At 35.1% G+C, this 21,217-nt stretch carries 18 protein-coding genes and 1 pseudogene; 1 reads left to right on the top strand and 18 read right to left on the bottom strand.

Features of this window, described 5'->3' with window-relative positions:
• Positions 1-23: 23 nt before the first annotated feature.
• From ACOMA9_RS00640 to ccpA, 3 genes are all read right to left on the bottom strand, one after another.
• A complete protein-coding gene (locus tag ACOMA9_RS00640) occupies positions 24-1,337 on the bottom strand; it encodes a glycosyltransferase family 4 protein (protein ID WP_330945039.1) in 1,314 nt (437 codons plus the stop codon).
• Position 1,338: 1 nt separating this feature from the next.
• A complete protein-coding gene (locus ACOMA9_RS00635) occupies positions 1,339-2,337 on the bottom strand; it encodes an LTA glycolipid anchor biosynthesis glycosyltransferase, IagA/BgsA family (RefSeq protein ID WP_151380275.1) in 999 nt (332 codons plus the stop codon).
• Positions 2,338-2,516: 179 nt separating this feature from the next.
• Positions 2,517-3,521, bottom strand: coding sequence for a catabolite control protein A (gene ccpA / locus ACOMA9_RS00630; protein WP_247906824.1), 1,005 nt, complete (start codon positions 3,519-3,521; stop codon positions 2,517-2,519).
• A gap of 263 nt (positions 3,522-3,784) precedes the next feature.
• On the opposite strand from ccpA, the gene ACOMA9_RS00625 reads away from it, so the two are divergent.
• Positions 3,785-4,867, top strand: a complete 1,083-nt coding sequence (locus tag ACOMA9_RS00625; protein ID WP_151380274.1) for a M24 family metallopeptidase — start codon at positions 3,785-3,787, stop codon at positions 4,865-4,867.
• Positions 4,868-5,233: 366 nt separating this feature from the next.
• Here the strand turns inward: ACOMA9_RS00625 and ACOMA9_RS00620 are convergent.
• The 15 genes and pseudogenes from ACOMA9_RS00620 to ACOMA9_RS00550 all read right to left on the bottom strand — a co-directional run.
• A pseudogene (locus ACOMA9_RS00620) lies at positions 5,234-5,869 on the bottom strand (sulfatase-like hydrolase/transferase); the annotation flags it as partial.
• A 74-nt stretch (positions 5,870-5,943) separates the two neighbouring features.
• Positions 5,944-6,822 carry a hypothetical protein gene (locus ACOMA9_RS00615; protein WP_414079127.1) on the bottom strand — a complete coding sequence of 293 codons (879 nt, stop codon included), beginning with the start codon at positions 6,820-6,822 and terminating at the stop codon, positions 5,944-5,946.
• 7 nt (positions 6,823-6,829) lie between these two features.
• The gene (locus ACOMA9_RS00610; RefSeq protein WP_247905750.1) at positions 6,830-8,596 is read right to left on the bottom strand and encodes a rhamnan synthesis F family protein; all 1,767 of its coding nucleotides are present in this window, start codon (positions 8,594-8,596) and stop codon (positions 6,830-6,832) included.
• Positions 8,593-9,990 (bottom strand): glycosyltransferase family 2 protein, encoded by a 1,398-nt coding sequence (locus ACOMA9_RS00605; protein WP_270736263.1) that lies wholly within the window; start codon positions 9,988-9,990, stop codon positions 8,593-8,595. The genes ACOMA9_RS00610 and ACOMA9_RS00605 overlap by 4 nt, the downstream gene beginning before the upstream one ends.
• Before the next feature lie 17 nt (positions 9,991-10,007).
• Positions 10,008-11,222: an ABC transporter ATP-binding protein gene (locus tag ACOMA9_RS00600; protein ID WP_270206752.1), complete on the bottom strand. Its 1,215-nt coding sequence runs from the start codon at positions 11,220-11,222 to the stop codon at positions 10,008-10,010.
• A complete protein-coding gene (locus ACOMA9_RS00595) occupies positions 11,222-12,025 on the bottom strand; it encodes an ABC transporter permease (protein ID WP_247906828.1) in 804 nt (267 codons plus the stop codon). Before ACOMA9_RS00595 ends, ACOMA9_RS00600 begins: the two co-directional genes overlap by 1 nt.
• Before the next feature lie 2 nt (positions 12,026-12,027).
• Entirely contained in the window at positions 12,028-12,963 is a 936-nt protein-coding gene (locus ACOMA9_RS00590) for a glycosyltransferase family 2 protein (RefSeq protein WP_330945037.1), read from the bottom strand.
• Positions 12,960-14,108: a beta 1-4 rhamnosyltransferase Cps2T gene (cps2T, locus tag ACOMA9_RS00585; protein ID WP_151380552.1), complete on the bottom strand. Its 1,149-nt coding sequence runs from the start codon at positions 14,106-14,108 to the stop codon at positions 12,960-12,962. The genes ACOMA9_RS00590 and cps2T overlap by 4 nt, the downstream gene beginning before the upstream one ends.
• Before the next feature lie 102 nt (positions 14,109-14,210).
• Positions 14,211-15,062: a dTDP-4-dehydrorhamnose reductase gene (gene rfbD / locus ACOMA9_RS00580; protein WP_421424331.1), complete on the bottom strand. Its 852-nt coding sequence runs from the start codon at positions 15,060-15,062 to the stop codon at positions 14,211-14,213.
• Positions 15,063-15,134: 72 nt separating this feature from the next.
• Positions 15,135-16,061 (bottom strand): glycosyltransferase family 2 protein, encoded by a 927-nt coding sequence (locus ACOMA9_RS00575; RefSeq protein ID WP_330945036.1) that lies wholly within the window; start codon positions 16,059-16,061, stop codon positions 15,135-15,137.
• A gap of 187 nt (positions 16,062-16,248) precedes the next feature.
• Entirely contained in the window at positions 16,249-17,766 is a 1,518-nt protein-coding gene (locus ACOMA9_RS00570; protein WP_330945035.1) for a DUF2142 domain-containing protein, read from the bottom strand.
• 6 nt (positions 17,767-17,772) lie between these two features.
• Complete coding sequence (locus ACOMA9_RS00565) at positions 17,773-18,918, bottom strand: glycosyltransferase (protein ID WP_330945034.1); 1,146 nt, start codon at positions 18,916-18,918, stop codon at positions 17,773-17,775.
• Entirely contained in the window at positions 18,911-20,185 is a 1,275-nt protein-coding gene (locus ACOMA9_RS00560; RefSeq protein ID WP_270736274.1) for a lipopolysaccharide biosynthesis protein, read from the bottom strand. Before ACOMA9_RS00560 ends, ACOMA9_RS00565 begins: the two co-directional genes overlap by 8 nt.
• Positions 20,172-20,516 carry a DUF2304 domain-containing protein gene (locus ACOMA9_RS00555; protein WP_270736275.1) on the bottom strand — a complete coding sequence of 115 codons (345 nt, stop codon included), beginning with the start codon at positions 20,514-20,516 and terminating at the stop codon, positions 20,172-20,174. Before ACOMA9_RS00555 ends, ACOMA9_RS00560 begins: the two co-directional genes overlap by 14 nt.
• Before the next feature lie 2 nt (positions 20,517-20,518).
• Positions 20,519-21,214 carry a glycosyltransferase family 2 protein gene (locus ACOMA9_RS00550; RefSeq protein WP_270736276.1) on the bottom strand — a complete coding sequence of 232 codons (696 nt, stop codon included), beginning with the start codon at positions 21,212-21,214 and terminating at the stop codon, positions 20,519-20,521.
• Between the last annotated feature and the right edge of the window lie 3 nt (positions 21,215-21,217).

Raw genomic sequence — 21,217 nt, 5'->3', positions numbered from 1 at the left:
CCCACCTCGCTAGTTTTGGAATTTTATTTCAGGTATTTCTGTATATTTTTGATTTGTCGTTTAGATGCTTTAAACATTCGCGCTGATCCATTTACAGGAAGGGCAATCGCTTTTTGGGGAAGATAAATGATAGATTTCGCTAATCGCTTACTAACAGACTCCTCCGGATATAAATCATTGTTGAAATCTTTTGAAATGGTTAAATCCAAATAAAATTCATAGACACGACGGCCGAAGTTTTCAGCAGAGATTTCGTATAATTTTGCAGCGAGACTTTTCTCATCCAAATCCGGTGTTGCAATAACAGCTTCCAAAATCGCTCCTGCCAAATTACGTTCTTCATAATAAAGCGTTCCAAACATCTTGTCATTGATAACGTTGTCCAGATAAGGGTTTCCATGCGCAATAATCGGAGTGCCACTCGCTAGGCTTTCTAAATATGTCAAGCCCTGTGTCTCACTCGTTGAAGCAGAAATAAAGAAATCCGCTGCTTTATAATACAATGCGGTTTCACTTGGTGCAATCATTCCTGTGAAAATCACTGCATCTGTAATGTTCAACCGTTTGGCTTGTGATTTTAAGTCAGACAAATAAGGACCGTCTCCCGCCACTACCAACTTCACATCTGGATTTTCTTCCAAAACAGCTGGCAGAGCAGCTAAAACTGCCTGAATGTTTTTTTCATAAGAAATGCGTGATAGGCTAAGCAACATGGTTTCTTGATTTGAAATGCCTAATTTTTCTCGTAAATCAGCAATATTCTCAGCAGTAATTTCTGGACGTTCAAATTTGGCCAACTCAATTCCAGTCGGGATAACCCGTTTTTCTACTTTTACTTTGTATTTCATGAGTAAATCATAGACAATCTCGCTCGGACAAATCACACCGTCCAAATCACTCATAAATCCACGAACAATGTATTTGACCATACTAGGACGAATGACCATACCTTTAGCAATATAACGTACATAATCTTCATACTGTGTATGATAGGTATGAACAACTGGAATCCGCAGCTCTTTCGCAATCCAAACACCCAACAAACCCAAAGAAAATTCAGTCTGGGTATGAATAATATCCAATTGATATTGGCGAGCAATCTCTAAAGCCGTTGAAAAACCGCGATAAGCAATTCGCCGATCTTTAAAGGCAAAAAACGGCACGCTGGGAATCCGAATAATCTGCCAATCCTCATAACGATTGACATCCTTATCTGTCGTTGTAAAAATAAAAACAGTATGTCCAAGCTTTTCTAATTCTGTTTTTAAAGTGCGAATACTAGTTGCCACCCCTGAAACCTGAGGGAAATACGTATCCGTAAAAAGACCAATTCGCATGCTACATCTCCAATACTTCTCGATAAGCATCCACAAGCTTATAAGCCACATCATCAATTGAACGACTCTGCGCTACCTTATAGCCAGCTTCCCGCTTATCCACCTTTCCATCCAAAATCTTTTGAATAGAATCTACAAACTCATCTACATTGTGTCCCAATTCAGCTGATTGTTCATCAATCCAACCTTCATATACAGGAATATCACGTAAAACGACATGTTGATGACTAGCCAACGCCTCTAGCACCACAATCCCTTCTGTTTCTTCATAACTGGGGAAAAAGAAGAGACTGCTACCGCTCATAGCTCCTTCAAAAACAGCACCTTTAAAATAACCCGGAAATTCAACATTTTTAGGATGATTAAAAAGTACAAGATTTCTGATTTTCCGTGGAATGATCCACTTGTTAATGCTGCCCAGCCAGATAAAGCGTACATCTGACATCCTGCGTGCTACTTCTACAAAGTCTTCTATTCCCTTGCGTCTGAAATAAAGTCCCGCACAAACAACCACCTTATCTCCTTCTTGGATATGAAAATGTTTTCTAAATACTTCTTCTTTATGTGGATCTTTTTTATATTTCTGAAGGTCAATCCCATTAGAAACCACCACAATTGGTGTTGTCACGCCATAGCCCTGAATCAACTTTTTGGAATACTCAGACGGTGTAATGATAAAATCCGCCATTTGGTACATGTGAGCTAAATATTTTCCAAAGGCTGCCGCAAAAAAGTTTGACCCGATAAAGGAATTGCGAAAATCTTCTTTAGTCGAATGCCCATGCATAATCACTTTTTTCCCTTGTTTTTTTGCTTTGTGCAAAAGTCGCAAACTTCTAGGCCCATAAGTATTGATATGAACCACATCATAATCTCCTGAAGGATCGGTCGTGTAGGGAATTCCAGCCAAATCTAGAGCTTTCATCTGATGTTGCAAAGCTCGTCCAATGCCTGATTTTTCCAAAACCGCTTTACCTTCTAAATACAGTAATACTTTCATGTCTTCTATTATACCCAAAAGATAGAAAAAATAAAACCACAAAGGTATAGAGCCTCTTGAAAACAAAAAAGTCCGAGACACTAGTATCTCAGACATAAACTACTCTCATAATAAACGAGTAGCAAAATGATTGGACAACAAACTTAAAATTGAAAATTTCAAGTTCTGTCTAACTCTACTTACTTTCTTGTTGAACGGCGCTCAATAAGACCATGAGCTAATACTACTTCGCGTTCTTCCAGCTCTTCCTTGTGCATAATCTTAGTCAGCATGCGCATACTAATTGCACCAAGGTCATACAAAGGTTGACCAATAGTTGTCAAATTTGGACGAGTGAAGCGTGCTACCTGCGAATCATCGCTAGTGATGATTTCAAAATCTTCTGGTACATTTACACCCTTGTCTGATAAACCATTTAACAGCCCAGCCGCCAGCTCATCACCAGTCACAAAGGCTGCTGTAGCTTTAGAAGCAATGACCCGTTCTGCTAATTGATAACCATCATCATAGCTGTATTTTGACTCAAAAACCAATCCTTCACTATAGGTAAGTTTAGCTTTCTTCAAAGCTTCTTTGTAACCAGCTAAACGAATCTTACCATTGATATCATCCACCAAAGGTCCGCTTACAAAAGCAATTTTTTGATTATTTTTCGTAAGACATTCAACTGCATCCATGGTTGCTTGCTTATAGTCAATATTCACACTTGGTAATTGATGCTCCACATCAACTGTGCCTGCAAGCACAACTGGCGTCCGCGAACGAGAAAACTCGGAGCGAATCTTTTCTGTTAAATGATAGCCCATAAAAATGATACCATCTACTTGTTTTGAGAACAGCGTATTGACAACCGAAACTTCCTTGTCATCGTCTTCGTCGCTATTTGCTAAAACAATATTGTATTTATACATCTCCGCAATGTCGTCAATCCCTTTTGCAAGCGTTGCAAAATAACTGCTTGTAATATTTGGAATGACAACTCCAACAGTCGTCGTCTTTTTGCTAGCAAGACCACGCGCTACCGCATTTGGGCGGTAGTCAAGGCGGTCAATCACTTCCAAGACTTTTTTTCTTGTATTTTCCTTTACATTTTTATTTCCATTTACCACACGGCTAACGGTTGCCATTGAAACTCCCGCTTCACGCGCGACATCATAAATGGTTACTGTATCGTCTGTGTTCATGCTTCTTCCTTTCTATATTGAAAATATCGTTTTCACATTCCTACCAAACTCATTTTATCACTTATTGGAAACACTTTCAAGCATTTTGATAACTTTTTGAAAAATCTTGTTTTTTAGGCAAATTTTTAGCAATTTTACCAATGATTTTACAAGAAAAATGTACCCAATCTGTAAAATTTCTGAAGTGAAAAAAAGTTCTTACTGTCCTCTTGATTTTTACCTATTTTTTTGCAAAAATAGAGGGGTAGAAAGAAGGTACTAGAATGACCAAAATAAATCAAATTATTTCTTATCTGGAAACAGAAAAAGCAGATGTTGCCGTAGTTTCTGATCCTGTTACAATCAATTATTTAACAGGATTTTATAGCGACCCTCACGAACGTCAGATGTTTCTTTTTATTTTTACAAATCATGAACCACTACTCTTTGTGCCTGCTCTTGAAGTAGAACGTGCTAGTGCGATTGTCAATTTTAAAGTTGTGGGTTATGTTGACTCTGAGAATCCTTGGATAAAAATCAAAGCAGCCTTACCAGCGGACAGCGCCCGCAAAACTGCTGTTGAATTTGATAACTTGATTTTGACCAAATACAATGGATTGCGGACCGTTTTTGAACAAGCTGAATTTACAAACTTAACCCCATGTATCAATCGTATGCGCCTCATCAAATCGGCCGATGAAATCAAGAAAATGTTTGTCGCAGGAGAATACGCAGATAAAGCTGTTAAGATTGGTTTTGATACTATTTCTCTCGATAAAACAGAAACAGATATTATTGCTCAAATTGACTTTGGTATCAAACAACTCGGCTATGAGATGAGCTTTGAAACTATGGTTTTGACAGGTGATAATGCTGCTAATCCACATGGCATTCCTGGTGCAAACAAAGTCGAAAACAATGCCCTGCTTCTATTTGACCTTGGCTGTATGGTCAATGGTTATGCCAGCGATATGACACGGACAGTTGCTGTTGGAAAACCAGATCAGTTTAAAAAAGACATTTACAATCTAACGCTTGAAGCTCAATGGGCAGCTCTTGACTTCATCAAGCCCGGAGTAACAGCTCATGAAGTAGATCGCGCAGCACGCGAAGTCATCGAAAAAGCCGGTTATGGTGAATACTTCAATCATCGTTTGGGGCATGGTATCGGCATGAGTGTTCACGAATTTCCATCTATCATGGAAGGAAACGATATGGTTATCGAAGAAGGTATGTGCTTCTCTGTCGAGCCTGGAATTTATATTCCAGGAAAAGTTGGCGTTCGTATCGAAGATTGCGGTCATGTCACAAAAGATGGCTTTGAAGTCTTTACAAGTACAAGTAAAGATCTGCTCTATTTTGATTAAAAACTAAAAAAAGCTAAAATAGTTGATTTAAGGACTGAAGCCTGTATTGGATTTAGTCCTTTTTATTTTGAACTCTAACTTTGTTGTAATCATCGAATTAACTAATTAACTCGTTTAGTAATTAAATCTGTTTTTAAATCTATAAAGCATCTTAACTTTTAACATACCAAAGAAAATTTTATTGTTCTTGATGCCAATTTCTTTTCATGTCATAAAAAGATGAAGAATTCTTTTCGACAAAAAATAATGACAAAATCAATTTTACATATTGTTATATTCTATTCATAACTCATTTCATAAGAAAAAACTCCATAGTTGAATTTTTAGCCAACTATAGAGATTTGTAGAGCTACTTATTATAGCTTTTTACTCACTATGTACTTTAAAAAAATCTTTTGACAAATAGCCCTTACCCGCCACCATATCATATTGAATAAGTTTCAGGTCTTCTGCAATTTGCCGCCCTTCTGCATCCAAATCTTTTTTATCAACACTTGCCTTATGCAAAACTTCTGTTAATAAAGCATAATAAGGTGATACTTTTGAATTGGTTTGTTCTAACAATAGAGCTGTGAAGTCACTTGAATTTACAATCGGATAGTCCAATTTAGGTGTTTCATAATTACTCCACACAAAATAGTCTGTTAAATATTGACTCTCTGGATTATTTTTGAAAGCTGACTGTGGATAAAGCCCTGGTAAATGATCTCCATAAAAAACAACTGTAATTTTTTTATTTATTTTTGAAAGTTGATCAAGAAAATCCTTTGTGGCTACATCTGTGTAGTATAATAAACGAGTATAGTTAGTTAATTGATCGTTTACATCACTAGAGAAACTATCGTTGCTTGCCTTTAATTCACTCGGTTCTTGTTCAGCCCATGGCGAATGATTTTGCATTGAAATAACAGAAAAGAATTGGCCGTTATCATTCATATTATTTAAAACAAACTGATAAGTTGATGCATCACTTGGATGATAACCTTCATTTTCATATTTAATATTTGGGAATTATGTGCCTGTTTACACAACCGCAAAGTATAGTTTTCAAATTTACAAAATCTTGTTTTAAAATACTACATATTGTAATTGGTGTAAACTGCTATATAGTTCCCAAAAATAAATAAAGATAATAGTGCTATTGCTGCTATTTGAAAACTAGTCGAACCTGGCAATGTATAAAGTCCCCAATAATCACCAAAACCCAATCCCATACTCATTTGTATCAATACATTAAACAATAAGCCCAAGAAAATACTAACCACAATTGATGAATAAACTGTCCCTCTGTTATTTACAATATCTTCAACACCACGAATACTAGAATATATAATAAAAAAAGCAATAACCATAACTAAGATTGTTTCAAAAAAATAAGAAATCGTCCCAAAATGATTAAAAATGCCATCATTTGAAATAACCCAAGTTATTTTACTATCATAAATACAAAATAAAAGAAAAAATTGAGAAAGAAAAAAATTCTCATAGAGTGAATTAGGGGAAAATAAAGATGTAAGTTTATCAACATCAATTATTTTCTTACCCCTTTTACCTGGATTTATTAACTTATAAATAAATGTACTTAAAATAGAAATACTTAAAATTAAAAGAACAGGGACTAGACCTTTAAATTGTAATAAATGATTTTTGTTAAAGCTCCAAATATTAAAGTTTGGATTATTGATATTCATTGATATGGTAACAAGATAAGAGAATATACAATAGATAATATGAATAAGTACTAATTTGAAATAAAATTCTTTACGAAATTTACAAAGGAATGCGCAAAGACTTAATATCAAAAGAGTAAGATAATATAAAATTTCAGGAAATATTGCTATTTTTTTTATAATTAAATTTCCTTGATTATTGCTTAGTAAAACACAATTTCCTAAAATGTAAAAAAGGAAAAACATAATTACTAAATAAATATAATCTGTTTTAATTTTTTTCATACGACTCTCATCTCTTTTTGTTTAAAATTCTTTTAGCGATATACTTAATTGCTCTAGCTGGTCCGATAAAGATATATTTAAGAGCTCCTTTAATCCCACCCATGTAGGTAAAGTCAACATAAGTATTAGGAGCACTATTTCCACGCTCATTTAACAATTTATTATCAACAAAAGCTGTGATCTGAGCTGGATTTTTAGAAATTCGAAAATCATAATGCTCATTCCAAGCGATGTAAATCAATAAACGTTCAATGGCATGTAGAATCGAATTTTGCGGCAATGGCTCCACAGGCACGTCATCATCTGTCAAACCAAGTTCAAATAAGGGTTTGAGGGCGTCATATTTGAACCAAACAAAAGTTCCATAACTCATGACAAAACTGTGAAAATCATTAAAATCAATCACTTTAGTCAATCCCATACGTTCCCATAGATTATTCATCTCAGGAGCAATTAAATGCTCATTCCATGCATCCACAATCTTGTTGTAACGGAAGAAGGTAGGAATGTCTGCAATAATAATCCCCAACTTCTCATTATCAAAATTTGACAAAATGTTATTGGCTGGACAAACCAACATTTGAATGAGTTCCTTACGCCAAGACTCCCCAGCCCAAAAATCCGCTTCTTTTGATTTTTTAGTATGAAAATGTCCGATGTAGTCATACTGAGATAAGTCTTCTTTGAGCTTGAGCATCGGTAGCACATCACGTCCAATATTTCCTGTCACACGAATGTCTGCTGGACGCTTGTGTTGATCTAAGATTTCCTGAATTTCTTTGTGCTTCTCCTCAATATCTGTTGTGATGAAAAGATCATAATCAAAATCAAAGGATTTCTCAAAAGCATTCAGAAACTCTTCAAGTAAGTCAACGTAAAAAGTATGCAGATGCACTGCAATTTTCTTACGAGATAAATCCGCAGGAGCAACTTGTTTAACCAACTTGTGCCCTAACAAGTACTTAAAGTCTGGAAAATTAACCTCTGACATATGGGAAATAATCAAGTCAATCGGATAGTTGGTTTTATCTGCAATCTCATCCAAAATATAAGGTGTAATACCTTGGTGAGCATCTATGGCTTTTACCTTAATAAAAGGAACCTTGTGCTTTAAAATAGCCGTTGGATTATAGTAAGAAAAGTCAGGGTGAAGCATGTCTGTTGTATCTTCATTAACCGTATCAAAGACTGTCTGATAGCGGAAACCAGCAGCCAAGAAGGTAGTTGTTACCTTAGTTTCATAATCATTGATAACTTTTTGGACATCAGTATGATTTTTCACATTTTCCCAAAACTTTCTAAAAGCCAAAGACACAATAACTGGCTTTTTAAAAGTGATAAAGTAACTTTGGATATGCTCAGGAAAGCCCTGCGTCTGACGAGATTTTTTTGTCCTACGATTATTAGTCAATCCCCAGAAATCAACTTGGTCATCAGCTTCATATTTGAGGTAATAATCCTTGATCTCCCAAAGCGGACCAAAACAAGTATCATTCATGATAGTAACAACATCGTAGGTCGTAATATCATCAAAGCTGACATGAGTCATACCATCACGCCAAGCTGCAAAATCAAAACCAATATTTTCACGTTGGATAAAATTATCCATCAAACGCAAATTAACTAATTTCTGGTGGTCACGCTCACTAACTTGGCTATTTGAGATAAAGATAACCTTTGAAAACAGAGGCCGCATCTGTGTCAGTTGATAATAAACATGCGAACTCACACGATTATATTTATTAAAGTGCACATATAAAAGCAGACGCTTCATTTTCTTCTCCTAAAAAAGTTGATAATTTTTGTTGGAATCGTCCAACGACGTGAATGGGTAACCAAATTGTAACGAACGACCATTTCTTCTAGAGCTTGCTTGTAGTGCAGACGCTCTTGGCTAGCTATTTCAAACTGAACTTTATAAGAACTAAGTTCTTTTAGTTCTTGCGATACTTTAAAAAGATCCTTAGCTAGGAGTTTTGCCACAAAGTCATTTGAAGTAATATTATCTACATTAAACATTGAATAGTTTAATGTAAAATCTTTCTTTCTAATTTTCGAAATATCATAAATCAATTGTGGATCAGGTTGATTGAAAAAGACATAGTCACCAACTAACTTGCCATTAGTTAAACTTGGAAGGATTTCTGTTTGGTAATCATTAGCAACCAAGGAAACACGTTTATAAAAGCTTTCAATTTCAGAAAGGTCAATTCGCAGCCGCACTGTATCTTCTGGCAAATCAAACGAAAAACTATCCTGATACTTCATAGGGATTTCCAGCACTCGCTCTTGGCTAAACTCTTCATCATCACCTGAAAAATAAATCGTCACATACTGCTTATCAACCTGTGATACCAGATTACTTTTTTGAGACAGGGCAATTTCAAAACGATTATCTTGTTTAAGTAATAGCTCAAGCGCACGCTGGTAATCACAAGGATATTTTTCTAAATATTCCAACTGTGTTTGTAATAAACGCTCAAAACGCCGTTGAAGCCTGGCATCATCCTGAGTACGTGAATCCGACTCTGGATCCATTCGATAGACCGTAGTCGAGTCTGGCAAAAAACTCAGGGTCGTTCGTCGAAATAATTCTAGCTGGATGTTAAAAGTATCGTCCGCAGTGTTAATATCAATGAGGTCATTAACTTCATGCATCAACTCAGTGTCAACCAGCCAAGTTGAAGCCATGGTCATTCCTTTCAAAACAAGCATCTCTTCGTAAGAAGTCAATAATGGAATAACTTGGTTTTTAAAGACATCTGCCTGTGTTGTTCTACCAAAAGAATCCACCATATCAAACTCTGTATTAGACCATTTAGAATTTGGTGTAGTTTCCAACAAGTCAACCTGTTTTTGCAACTTCTCATCATCTATCCAGTAATCATCCCCATCACAACGGGCAATATACTGACCACGAGCTTCCTTACAAATAGCAACCCAAGTTTTGGCAATCCCTTGATTTTCAGAATTGAAAAAAGTACGAATTTTATCAGGATAGCGCTGACCATAATTGCGGATAATATCAATTGACTCATCAGTTGAACAGTCGTCAACTAAAATAATTTCAAATTCAAAACTTGTTTTTTGCCGCAAAAAACTATCAATAGCATCTGCTATCCACTTTCCCTTATTGTAATTTGTACAAATAACAGACACTTTTGGCATGGTTATATCCTCAACTTTTAATCATTAAATGTCCAATTCCCGTTTCGCTGAATTAAACCACTAGCGGAATCCAAGGCAGATTTGTCATCTGGCGCAATATCATCACGGTTAATCCAAATAATCGGTGTCTGTATACTATCAGCAAAACCAAGCATTTGTCCTGCTTTATCACGCACAGTAACCTCTAATTTCATTTTCAAATTATTAACATTTGGCAACGAACACTCATAAGTTACTTGCTTGTGCCCTGCTCCAGATGTTGGAAAATTCATTGAATTATCATTATAAATCCAAATATTGTGGTCAATGTCAGTCAAAGACAGAGCAATGTAGGTTTGAACGTCTTCAAGAACATCATAAGAAACGGTGAAAGATACTTTCTCTTTTGGTGTCATACGAGTTGGAGAGTGAAGCTCAACATTAACATTTTCAACTTGAACCGCCTTTTCTTCCACCTTATCATCAGTTTCAGAGTCTTCAATGACTTGTTCAGTATTGTCGTAACTGTATTGATTGGCAACATTAAAGGGTTCCCCGTAGGCTTTAACTAAACCGTCTTCAATCAGCACCGCACGGTTACAATATTTCTTAACGGCCCCCATGTCATGGGTCACCAGAATGGTCGTCTTGCCTGATTTTTTACGTTCCATGAAGTAATCATTGCACTTGCGTTGGAAAGCTTCATCACCCACTGCCAGAACCTCATCCAAAATCAAGACGTCACCTTGTGCCTTAATAGCAACTGAAAAGGCTAAGCGGACTTGCATACCACTAGAGTAGTTTTTTAATTTTTGGTTCATGAATTCTTCGAGCTCTGCAAATTCAACAATACCATCATACATATTATCAATTTCACTGGTACTAAAACCAAGAAGTGCACCATTCATATAAACATTTTCACGTCCAGTTAATTCTGGGTTAAAGCCGACACCGAGTTCAATAAAGGAAACCATTTTCCCGTTTACCGTGACTGTCCCCTTTTCAGGAACATAAATTTGAGAAATAATTTTCAAAAGTGTTGATTTCCCAGAACCGTTACGACCAACAATCCCAAAGAAGTCCCCTTCTTCAACTTCAAAGTTAATATCTTTTAAAACATGCTGCTCTTTATATCCCTTAATTCCTCTAAAGCGATTCACTAACGTTGTACGAAGACTATTGGTTGCTTCTGTAGGTAATTTAAAATATTTGCTAACATGATCAACTTTTACTGCAATTTTTTTATCTGACATTATAAAATCTCCGCAAATTTTTTAGCATTTTTATTAAATATCAAAAAACCGACTATAAAAATAAGAAATGGTAATAAATATGGAATAGCTACAATAAACTTATTATTTATCATTTGCCAAATAGGAGTATTTGCCTTATCAATCAGAAAATAGCGCATATCTTGAATGATTTGGGCTAATGGATTCATCATAACAAGCTTTGCAGCCGTAGGATTTTTATCTGCAATAAAACTAATTGGATAAATAATGGGGGTTGCATATAATCCAGCTTGTAGCATGACTTCCCAAATTTGAGATAAATCACGAAAACGAACAAAAAGAGTCGCTAAGACAAAGGCTAAACCACTTGCAATGAGAAATAGTTCTACAAATAATGGAAGAAGCCATAAAGCAGAAATGGTAAAGCGAACCCCATTAGCAAGCGCAAAAATCAAAACAACTATAAGGTTAATTGAAAAATTGATAGCTGCTCCTGCGACTGCTGAAATAACAACAATATGTTTAGAAAAGTTCAACTTCCGAAGTAAATCTCCACGGGTAACAATTGAAACCATGCCCATTGAAGTCGCTTCTGAAAAAAAAGACCAGATAACATTAGCTAAAAGAAGGGCCACTGCAAAATGAGGTACATTCCCACCTAAACGAAGAAATCTAATAAAAACAAAATACATAATTGTAAACATTAGAAGGGGCTTTAAAATTGACCAAAGATAGCCAATCAAGCTCCCTTGATACCGTAATTTAAAATCTGTTTTAATCATCTCACGTAAGAGAATCATATTTTTTCGACTAAATAAGTCCATCATTACTCCTTATAAGCAAATTTTGTAAGAATTAGGGTTGTAAAGACAAAAGTATGGAAGGCACGATTCTTTCGATAGCCATATTTTTGAAGACGACGCAAGCGATCCATAAACGGGACTTCCATGATTGTCACAAAATTTTCAATCAGTTCTTTATTTTGAGCAGTTAGAGACAAGGCCAATAAATTCCTTGCTTGTTCTTGGCTATCTTGAATCAATTTCCAATATTTTGCGAAGAGAATATGCGGGCGAATCCAATTCTGCATTCTTTTTCTGAGGGTTCTTGCACCTAAAACATTATTGGAATGTTGCCGATATAATTCACTTGGTTGGTCTATATAGACTAAATGACCAAAAGCTGCTGCCAGCAAAGCCAAATACCAGTCATGCATGAGAAGGTCATGAACTTCTTGACCTGTCCATAAGTCAGCCAGAGCTTGGTTAATCATCGAAACGCCGCCTGTAACAGTATTTTCTGTTAATTCTTGAAGCAGTTCCGTGTTTGCATGGTCAGACTGTGTACGAATCATACTTTCATGTACAACATTTAACTCTTGATCTACAACTTTTAAATCCGTGTAAACCAGCAAGGGCTGACTGGTATCGTGTTTAATCGCTTCTTCTAGCTGCATTTCTACTTTCTCAGGCAACCAAACATCATCCTGGTCACTAAAAAAGTAGACATCTGACATTTGATGTTTCAAAAGATGAAAGAAACTTTTGATAACACCAAGATTTTCAACGCTATCAGGATTGACAAAATGAATGCGATTATCTTTGTGACAAAAATCTTGAATAATCTCACGTGTCCTGTCTTTAGAACCATCATCTCGGATTAACAGCCGCCAGTCTGTATAGGTCTGCTGCCGAATACTTTCAATCTGTTCTGCTAAAAACCGCTCACCATTGTAGGTGGACATGAGAATCGTCACTTTCATAATAAAAATAATTCCTCGTACTCACCCACAATTTTTTCCCAAGTGTAGTGTTCTTTCATATTTTCTTTGGCAGCTTGACCTAGATTTGAAAAGTCAGACTGTTTATCCACCTGATGAAGGAGATCAACTAGGCTATCTTCTTTCTTATCCCAGTAAAAGGCTGTTTTTTTTGCCACTTGTCGGTTAAAGTCCACACCCAGCACTAAATTCAAATCTGTCTGAGCTAGCGCCTCCAGCAGTCCAGGATTGGTACCGCCGACCTCATGACCATGAATATAAGCAAACGCTTGATTGCGAATATACTTCAATAATTCTTGATCATAAACAGTCCCGACAAACTTAATCCGCTTATCTTGGTCAAAATTTGTTTGTTGTCGTAGTTCTTCAAAATAAGCATTGCCTTGCTGATTGCATACAATCAGCAAGTCTCGTTGCGTCTGCGACTTCATAAACTCACGAATGATAATTTCATAGTTATTTTCAGGAACAAAACGCCCAACAATCAAATAATAATTTTTTTCTTTACTTGCCCACGTGTCAAAAAAGTGTCGGACTTTTTCATCCTGAGAAGTTAAAGATGACAAGCGCAAATCGGTTCCATAGGCAATAAAAGTGGTTTTAGCCCACGGATAAGCTTTCTGGATATAGCTTTCAATTCCTTGATTGTCCGAAATCACCAAATCGGCATGCTTGGTCATCACTTTCTCAGAATATTTGAGATAATTTTGAACAGGCTTAGACCACTTAGCGCGCTTCCACTCAAGTCCATCGGGATTGATGTAAAAGAGACCGCCAGCATTGCGAATTTTTCGTGCAAAAGGTGCGATAAAAGCTCCAATAGTATTCCCTAAGATATAGAAAATAGGATGCTCAATCTGTTGCTGCTTGACTAACGTAAGTGCATAGTTGATTGCCATCATATCATAAGCAATAACACGAGCTGGACCAAGTTTTGGTGCTTTAATCGTAAAACAGTCTACGCCTTTGTAATCAAAATGATGATAAGCTTCATCATCTGATAAACAAGCTACATGGTATTGGATTTGAGGAGATATGCGGTTCTCCACTAATTTCTCAACAAAGGTTTCAAATCCACCATATTTAGCAGGAAGGCCACGACTTCCGATGATGAATACATGTTTCATGATTTCCCTCAATTCAAGATTTTGCAATCTAACCTATTATATCACTTTATAAATCGTTTGTGTAACATAAAATAGAAAAGCAACCTTTCGGCTGCTTCTACCTTATTTCTTTCCTTGTTTATAAAATTCTTTGAGGGCATCTTGCCAAGTTGGGATGACAAAGCCGGTTGCCTTAGCTTTAGCTATACTCATGGTAGAGTTGAGTGGTCGCTTCGCTTTCGCTGGAAACTTACTAGAGTCTACTGGCAAAACTTCGACATCTGTATCTTTTAAGATTTTCACTGCAAAGTCATACCAAGTCGTATCTTCTGTGGCATCATTTGACAAATGATAATAGCCAAATTCTTTTTGATTTTCTGCTAAGTACGTCATAAATTCAGCCAACGTACGCGTCCAAGTCGGACGACCGTGTTGATCGTTGACAACAGTCAGAGTTTTATGTGTTTTCGCTAAATTTTGCATAGTGAAAACAAAGTTCTTTCCATAATTTCCAAAGACCCAAGCTGTGCGGATAATGTAGAAACGGCTAGAATATTTCTCAACCAATTCCTCTCCCATGCGCTTCGTGCGACCATATTCTGTCTGAGGGTCTGGTTGATCGTCTACCTCCCATTCCTGCCCAACTGGCTTATCTCCAGCAAAAACATAGTCTGTAGAAATGTAAACAAGTGTTGCACCATGCTTTTCTGCTGCTTTAGCAACATTTTCAGTTCCTGTGACATTGATTGCATAATCCAGTTCTTTACCTTCATCTTCTGCTGCGTCCACAGCTGTATAGGCAGCACAGTGGTAGACAAGACTTGGCTTCACTTCTGCAAAAACCTTCTCAACCATTTCGGCATTTGTAATATCCATTTCTGCCACGTCAACTGCCACATACTCTTCGTTGCGTTCATCTAAAAGATAACGAAGTTCTGTCCCAAGCTGTCCGTTAGCTCCTGTAATTAAAATCATTTGAAATTCCTTTCTGAATAATAAACATTCAACGAATCCATTATATCAAAAAAAGCAGAAAAAATCTGCTTTCTACTCGCTCTTCTCTTTAATCACGTAAATTGGTCTTTTTTTGGTTTCCATGAAAATTTTCCCAATGTATTTACCAAGAATGCCAATTGTCAACAACTGAAAACCACCTAGAAAAAGAATAATCGACACCATAGAAGGCCAGCCAGATGTTGGATCGCCAAAAATCAACGTACGAACAATGACAATCATGATAAGGAAGAATGCCAATAAACAGGCAGCAACACCTCCCAAAAAAGCTATTGTCAAAGGGGCATCTGAAAAGTTGATAATCCCTTCTAAAGAATAATTCAATAATTGCCAGAAACTCCAACTGGTTTTTCCTGCAACTCGTTCCACATTCTTATACTCCAAATATTCTGTTTTAAATCCAACCCATGCGAATATTCCCTTGGAAAAACGATTGTACTCAGAAACTTCTAAAATGGCCTCTACCATTTGTCTGCGCATGAGACGGAAATCACGCGCACCATCCACCATTTCAACTTGACTAATTTTATTGATCAATTTATAAAACATCTTAGCAAAAAAACTACGAATTGGTGGTTCCCCATCACGCGTTGTTCTTCGCGTTCCTACACAATCCAAATCTAGATTCTTCTCCAACATAGATTTCATTGTGAGTAAAAGTTCCGGAGGATCTTGCAAATCCGCATCCATGACAGTCACTAAATCACCAGTTGCATGTTTGAGACCTGCATACAGAGCTGCTTCTTTTCCAAAATTTCTCGAAAAAGAAAGATAACGAACACTATTATTTTTCTGACTGAGTTCTCGTAAAATAGCTAAAGTTCTATCTTTTGAGCCGTCATTGACAAAGATGTATTCAAAATGATCATTTATCTGTGGTTTAATTTTTTCCATTTCCGCATAAAACAACGGAAGCGACTCTTCCTCGTTAAAACAAGGAACGATGATTGAAATTGTCATAGTTACTCCTTTATCGTTCTATTGTATAGTCTCACTATTGAAAAGTCAAATTATAATGCCAATAGGTATTATCCCCAAGTGAAAAATTAAGATTTTCCTATTACATATTAAATCAATACTCTATAATTATATTTTTAAAAAAACTTCCGCCTTAGAGCAAAAGTTTTTCCTAATTTGTATTCTCATATCAAAGATAATATTGAATGATCGTCGTTAGCAGACTCACCATTATGAATAATGTTGCTACAAAGAACAAAAAATTTTCAACCTTTTCTTTTTGGTATTCTTTTATGGAGAGATTGTTATCTTGAATCATTAGCTGAGCAGAAACATTGACAGCCAATGCAAGTAAGACAAAGACACCTGAAAAGTACCTTCCTTGTATTCCTTTGATAGACATATCCGTTATTTCTCCCCACATTAAATAGGCAGTCATGAGAATGCCAAAGATAATGCCCAATGCAACTAACCAGACACCCAATTTACTAATTTTTTTCATTTTAGGCGCTTTAGGAGAAATTAAAATCACAATACTAATGAAAACTAAATAGAACCAAATAAAAGATTTGACATCATATGCAAGCCAACCAAAAGTAAAGAGAGACTGAAGTTTAAAAGGAATAAAGTTTACACCCTCTTTTACCATCATTCGAATAAACTCAGGCATATTTTCAATCGTATACTTAATTTTTTCTATTGGATTTATCTGTGGATTTACATGAATAACATTTAAGTTTAGTCCACTTGTTATTTTTAACCACAGTAAACTACACAAGGCTGCCGTTCCTATCAATAATACTACCGTTAAATACTTCTTCCGAGACATCTTCTCTTTAGGAATGAATAAAAGTAAGCCAATTAATAACACATACGGTAATTTAGACAAGGCTATTAATACAGATAATAGGAAATAAATAAATAAATCTTTATAGCTAACCTTATCCTTATCTAAGAAGGAATAAAACAGGCTAATTGCTAAAAATATAAGGCCATTTGCCACTGCATCCTGATTAAAGGAAGCAGCAATATAAACATTAATTGGTACAATTGCTAAAATACCAAAGATTTGTTGACGTGGACCGGATTTCTTAATAGCAAATCTACATAGGAGAGCAAAAGTTAATAGGTTAAAAAATCTACCTAGTAAAATTGAGGCAAAAATACTTAAATGAAATACCTTTGCTATTAATATCCCCAAGGTTTGTGGCAAATAACTTACAAAAGAATATCCATTTGTATTAGCTAAATTATTATACTGAACTTTTTTAGAAGACACTTCTTTTCTCCCTAGATCAGTATTCACCAGAGGTTTTTTAAAAACTGTTTCAACATCTGAAATATCCGATGAGACTAATAATTCTTGTTTATTACTCGGTAAATAGAGATGACCTTCACTGATATATAAGGATCTTGAATAATGAAAATTTTCATCTGGTGAATCCATTACAGGAGTATAAAAACAAAAGAAAACTCCAGTCAGCATTATAATAGAGAAAACCTTGTTATACACTTTTCCTTTTATAAATAAAAGAGTGCTTAAAGAAATCCCCAGCAACAGAAAAGTTCTCTTTGGAAGGACCTCTAAATGGCCATCAAAGTATACATAAGTTACAATCAATGTTACCCAAATAGCAATTAAATAATATTTCTTTTCATATAATTCTTTAAGAAAAGAATGTGAAAATTTAGATAATCTTTTTTCCATCGTTTTCTATTTTTCCTTGTCTAGTTCTTCAAACAGACGATACCATTGATTTAAAATTTTATCCTCTGAATAAGAATTAATAATATGATTCCTTCCCTTAACGGCAAGTCCTTCTAATAGATGAGGATTTTGTAGATAAAATTTCATTTTATTAGCTAACTCTTCAATAGAATTGTTTACTAGAAGTTCTGGAGTAGCCGATTGAATCTCCTCAACCCCTTGACTACAATTATAGGTTATTGCCGGAGTTCCAGCCATAAAAGATTCAACCACTGACATGCCAAAAGCCTCAGATTTTGATGTCAATAGAGTAAAGAATGATTTTTGATAAACTTCTAAAACTTTATTCGTTCTCCCTTTCAGTTTAACAAACTCTTCTAAAGAAAGTGATTGGATTAAAGCTTCTAACTTTTGTCTCTCAATCCCCTCGCCGTAGATTTCCAAAGTGATATCGGGGAAATATTGTTGGATTTTAGAAAAAGCTAAAATAGTATGATCAATTTGCTTAACTGGATCCAGGCGTCCAACAAATGAAATAATCGATTTATTAAAACTAGTTTCACTGTTAGAAATATTAATATAGCGAGGTAAGGGATTTGCAATTGCTCCCATTTTCTTAATAGGTATTTGATATACTTCACTAATCTGTTTCGAATAGGCAGTTGATAGAAAAAGTATCTTATCTAGTTTGGGATACTTGTTTTTTATTAAATAAGGGTAAACAGAGTATAGACCCTTTGAATCAAAAACAAAATCAGCAGAACTATGCATTTGTCCAATAAATATAGCCTTGCTTGAGTAAGATTTTATCACTTTCTCCATCAATAAATAAACAATTGGATTAGCAAGAATAACAATAGGATTTTTAGCCCTATCTAAGACTTGAATCAAATTCTTTTCTAATTTTTTATTAATAAATTTTTCTTGAAAAAAAATCCAAGGTTTTTGAAAGAAGATGTCTTGAGAGTATAACAATACTTCTTCATAATTTTTTGATGTTTTCTGATAACTTTCACCTGCTTGAACACCACAACCAAATACAGTTACTCTATTTCCGTCAGTTGCAAAACTTTCAGCCAGTTGATCTACAACTCTTTGTACACCACCAAGGCCTCCAAGATGATGGGTAACAAAAATAATGTCTCTATTCATTTTTCATTCTCTTTCTATATCTAGCAAACAGATACATTAATCCATTTCCGATAACATAAGTAAGCATGACAATAAAAAAACTAATTGCCGCACCTAATAAACCTCGACTCTGAACTTGTTCGCTAGTAATAAGTTTTGAAATTGCAAACATAGCAATATATACAATAGCTAGATAAAAATGTTTTCTAAATATTGTTAATATATTCTCAAAAAATGTAGCAATAGCATACAGGATTCCTGAAAACACAAGTAAAGTTAAAGTTAAGGTATAATTTGATAAATCAACCCCAAATACCATTTCTAGCACAGGAATACCACATAAATAGGCTAGAGCCGTGATAAGTAAACCTCCACCCAATAATACCAAAAGTACTTTTAGTAGAATTCGATCAAATTTTTTAAATTTCCTGATTGACCAAAGCTTGGCTAAGTCAGTAATCAATGGCCTGATAACCATAAAGCACAAATTCATAAAAAAGACTGGCATAAATAAAATGTTGTAATCACGTTGCAAGCCTTCAGCTAAAATACCTTTTTTCATCTCAGAAGCAATAACTAATCTAGGTTCATTAAAAATCTGAGTTAAAAGGAAACCATAAAAAAATAGTGGCAAACATAATTCTAAAATTTTTCTACACTCTAGGAAATTATCTTTAGAAAATATGGAAGACCAATTAATTGTTGTGATTTTTAAAGAATGGGAATAGTCATAAAAAACGACAAAGAAGAGATTGAAAAGAGCTACAAGGGATAAGGCTAAAATGATAGACTTTGTTATAAGTAAGGAAGAAAACAATATTATAACACTTAGCCCGTATCTGTAAAACATTGATTTACCAGCTATATCAAGCCGATCAACCTGCTGAAATAACCCTTGGAAAACATCGGATAATGCATCAGATACTCGATAAAAAATTAACAAAATTACAATAGCAAATGATAAAACAGATAGATCGTAATCAATCATTAGCAGATAAGGGACTATCGTCAATAACATAAAAGAGATTGTCAATAGACGAGTCGAGAAATAGGCTGTAAAGCTGTGTGTCTGATTTATATCGGTGGACTGATAATTTCTGACTTGAAAAAGACCAATAATTACCCATAAATTCCCAACTGAGGTTGCTAAACTATAATGATCTGCAACTTCAGCAGGCTGTAAGCGAGTCACAATTAATAAATAAACTACAGAAACTGCTGCAGCTGCAAGATTACCTAATAAGTTCCAAAAGTAAATTTTTTTCTTGGTAGACCTATTTTCTATCATCGTTCTTTATGCCTTTCAATGCAAGAATTTGCACTAAATTTTTGAACTTCGTATCTAATTTTGATAAACGAACAGTTAATTGAAATTGATTTACTAACAAAAGAAAAATCATAAAAAGAAAGATAAAATTAACAGCGGACGCAATTCCTAAAGAAGCAGCAATTGTTTCCGCCAAACTTGGGAATAGACTAAAAATCAATAATATTATAGAGAAAAATACCCAAAAAATTGTGTCATTAATCTGTACTTGAGATTTTCTAATGTTTTGCAGAATAAATAGGCATGTTGAAATAGACACTACGATCAATACAAATTGAAACCAAATTGTCATTTTTATCCTCTTTTCCTAAAGTTTTGAATAATTAAAATCGAAACAAACATGTGAACCATATATTTTATAGAACGAGACAAAGTTAAATAGCTTTCTCCTGCTTGTCGTTCCTGCATAAGAACTTGAACTTCTGCAACTTTTACACCATTGTTCAACAGATATGATACTGTATCAGGCTCTGGACTGTAGTTAACATTTAGAGCAAACTCTTTTATTAAACCTTCTGTAAATAATCTCATCCCTGAAGTTGGATCATTTATCGTTTTTCCAGTTGTTAATTTTATTGCTGCACTAATCAAGGTATTTCCTAACATACGAAGTGAGGAATCTCTCTTTTCAGTCACAAAACGTGACCCAATTACCAATTCAAATCCCTCATCCGCCTTTTCTTCCAAAACACGAATGTATTCTGCTAAGTGCTGACCATCAGCGTCAAACTGAACTGCTTTTTTATATCCGTTTTCATAAGCATATCTTAACCCTGTTTGAAAAGCACCAGCAAGACCTAAGTTAACCGGCAAATCAACAATATTAAAATTTTTCTGATGGCAAATAGATGATGTCTTATCTTTAGAACCATCATTGATAATCACATAATCATATTGTGAATAATTCCTGATGATATTATTGACAACATTCTCAATAGAGCCTTCTTCATTGTAGGCAGGGATAATAATCAATAAATCCGAAGATTTCACTTA

It is taken from the genome of Streptococcus atopicus (assembly GCF_049166725.1).
In the GTDB taxonomy this organism is placed as follows: domain Bacteria; phylum Bacillota; class Bacilli; order Lactobacillales; family Streptococcaceae; genus Streptococcus; species Streptococcus hominis.
Note: the sequence above shows the minus strand (reverse complement) of the source record. Positions and strands in the feature narration are given on the sequence as shown.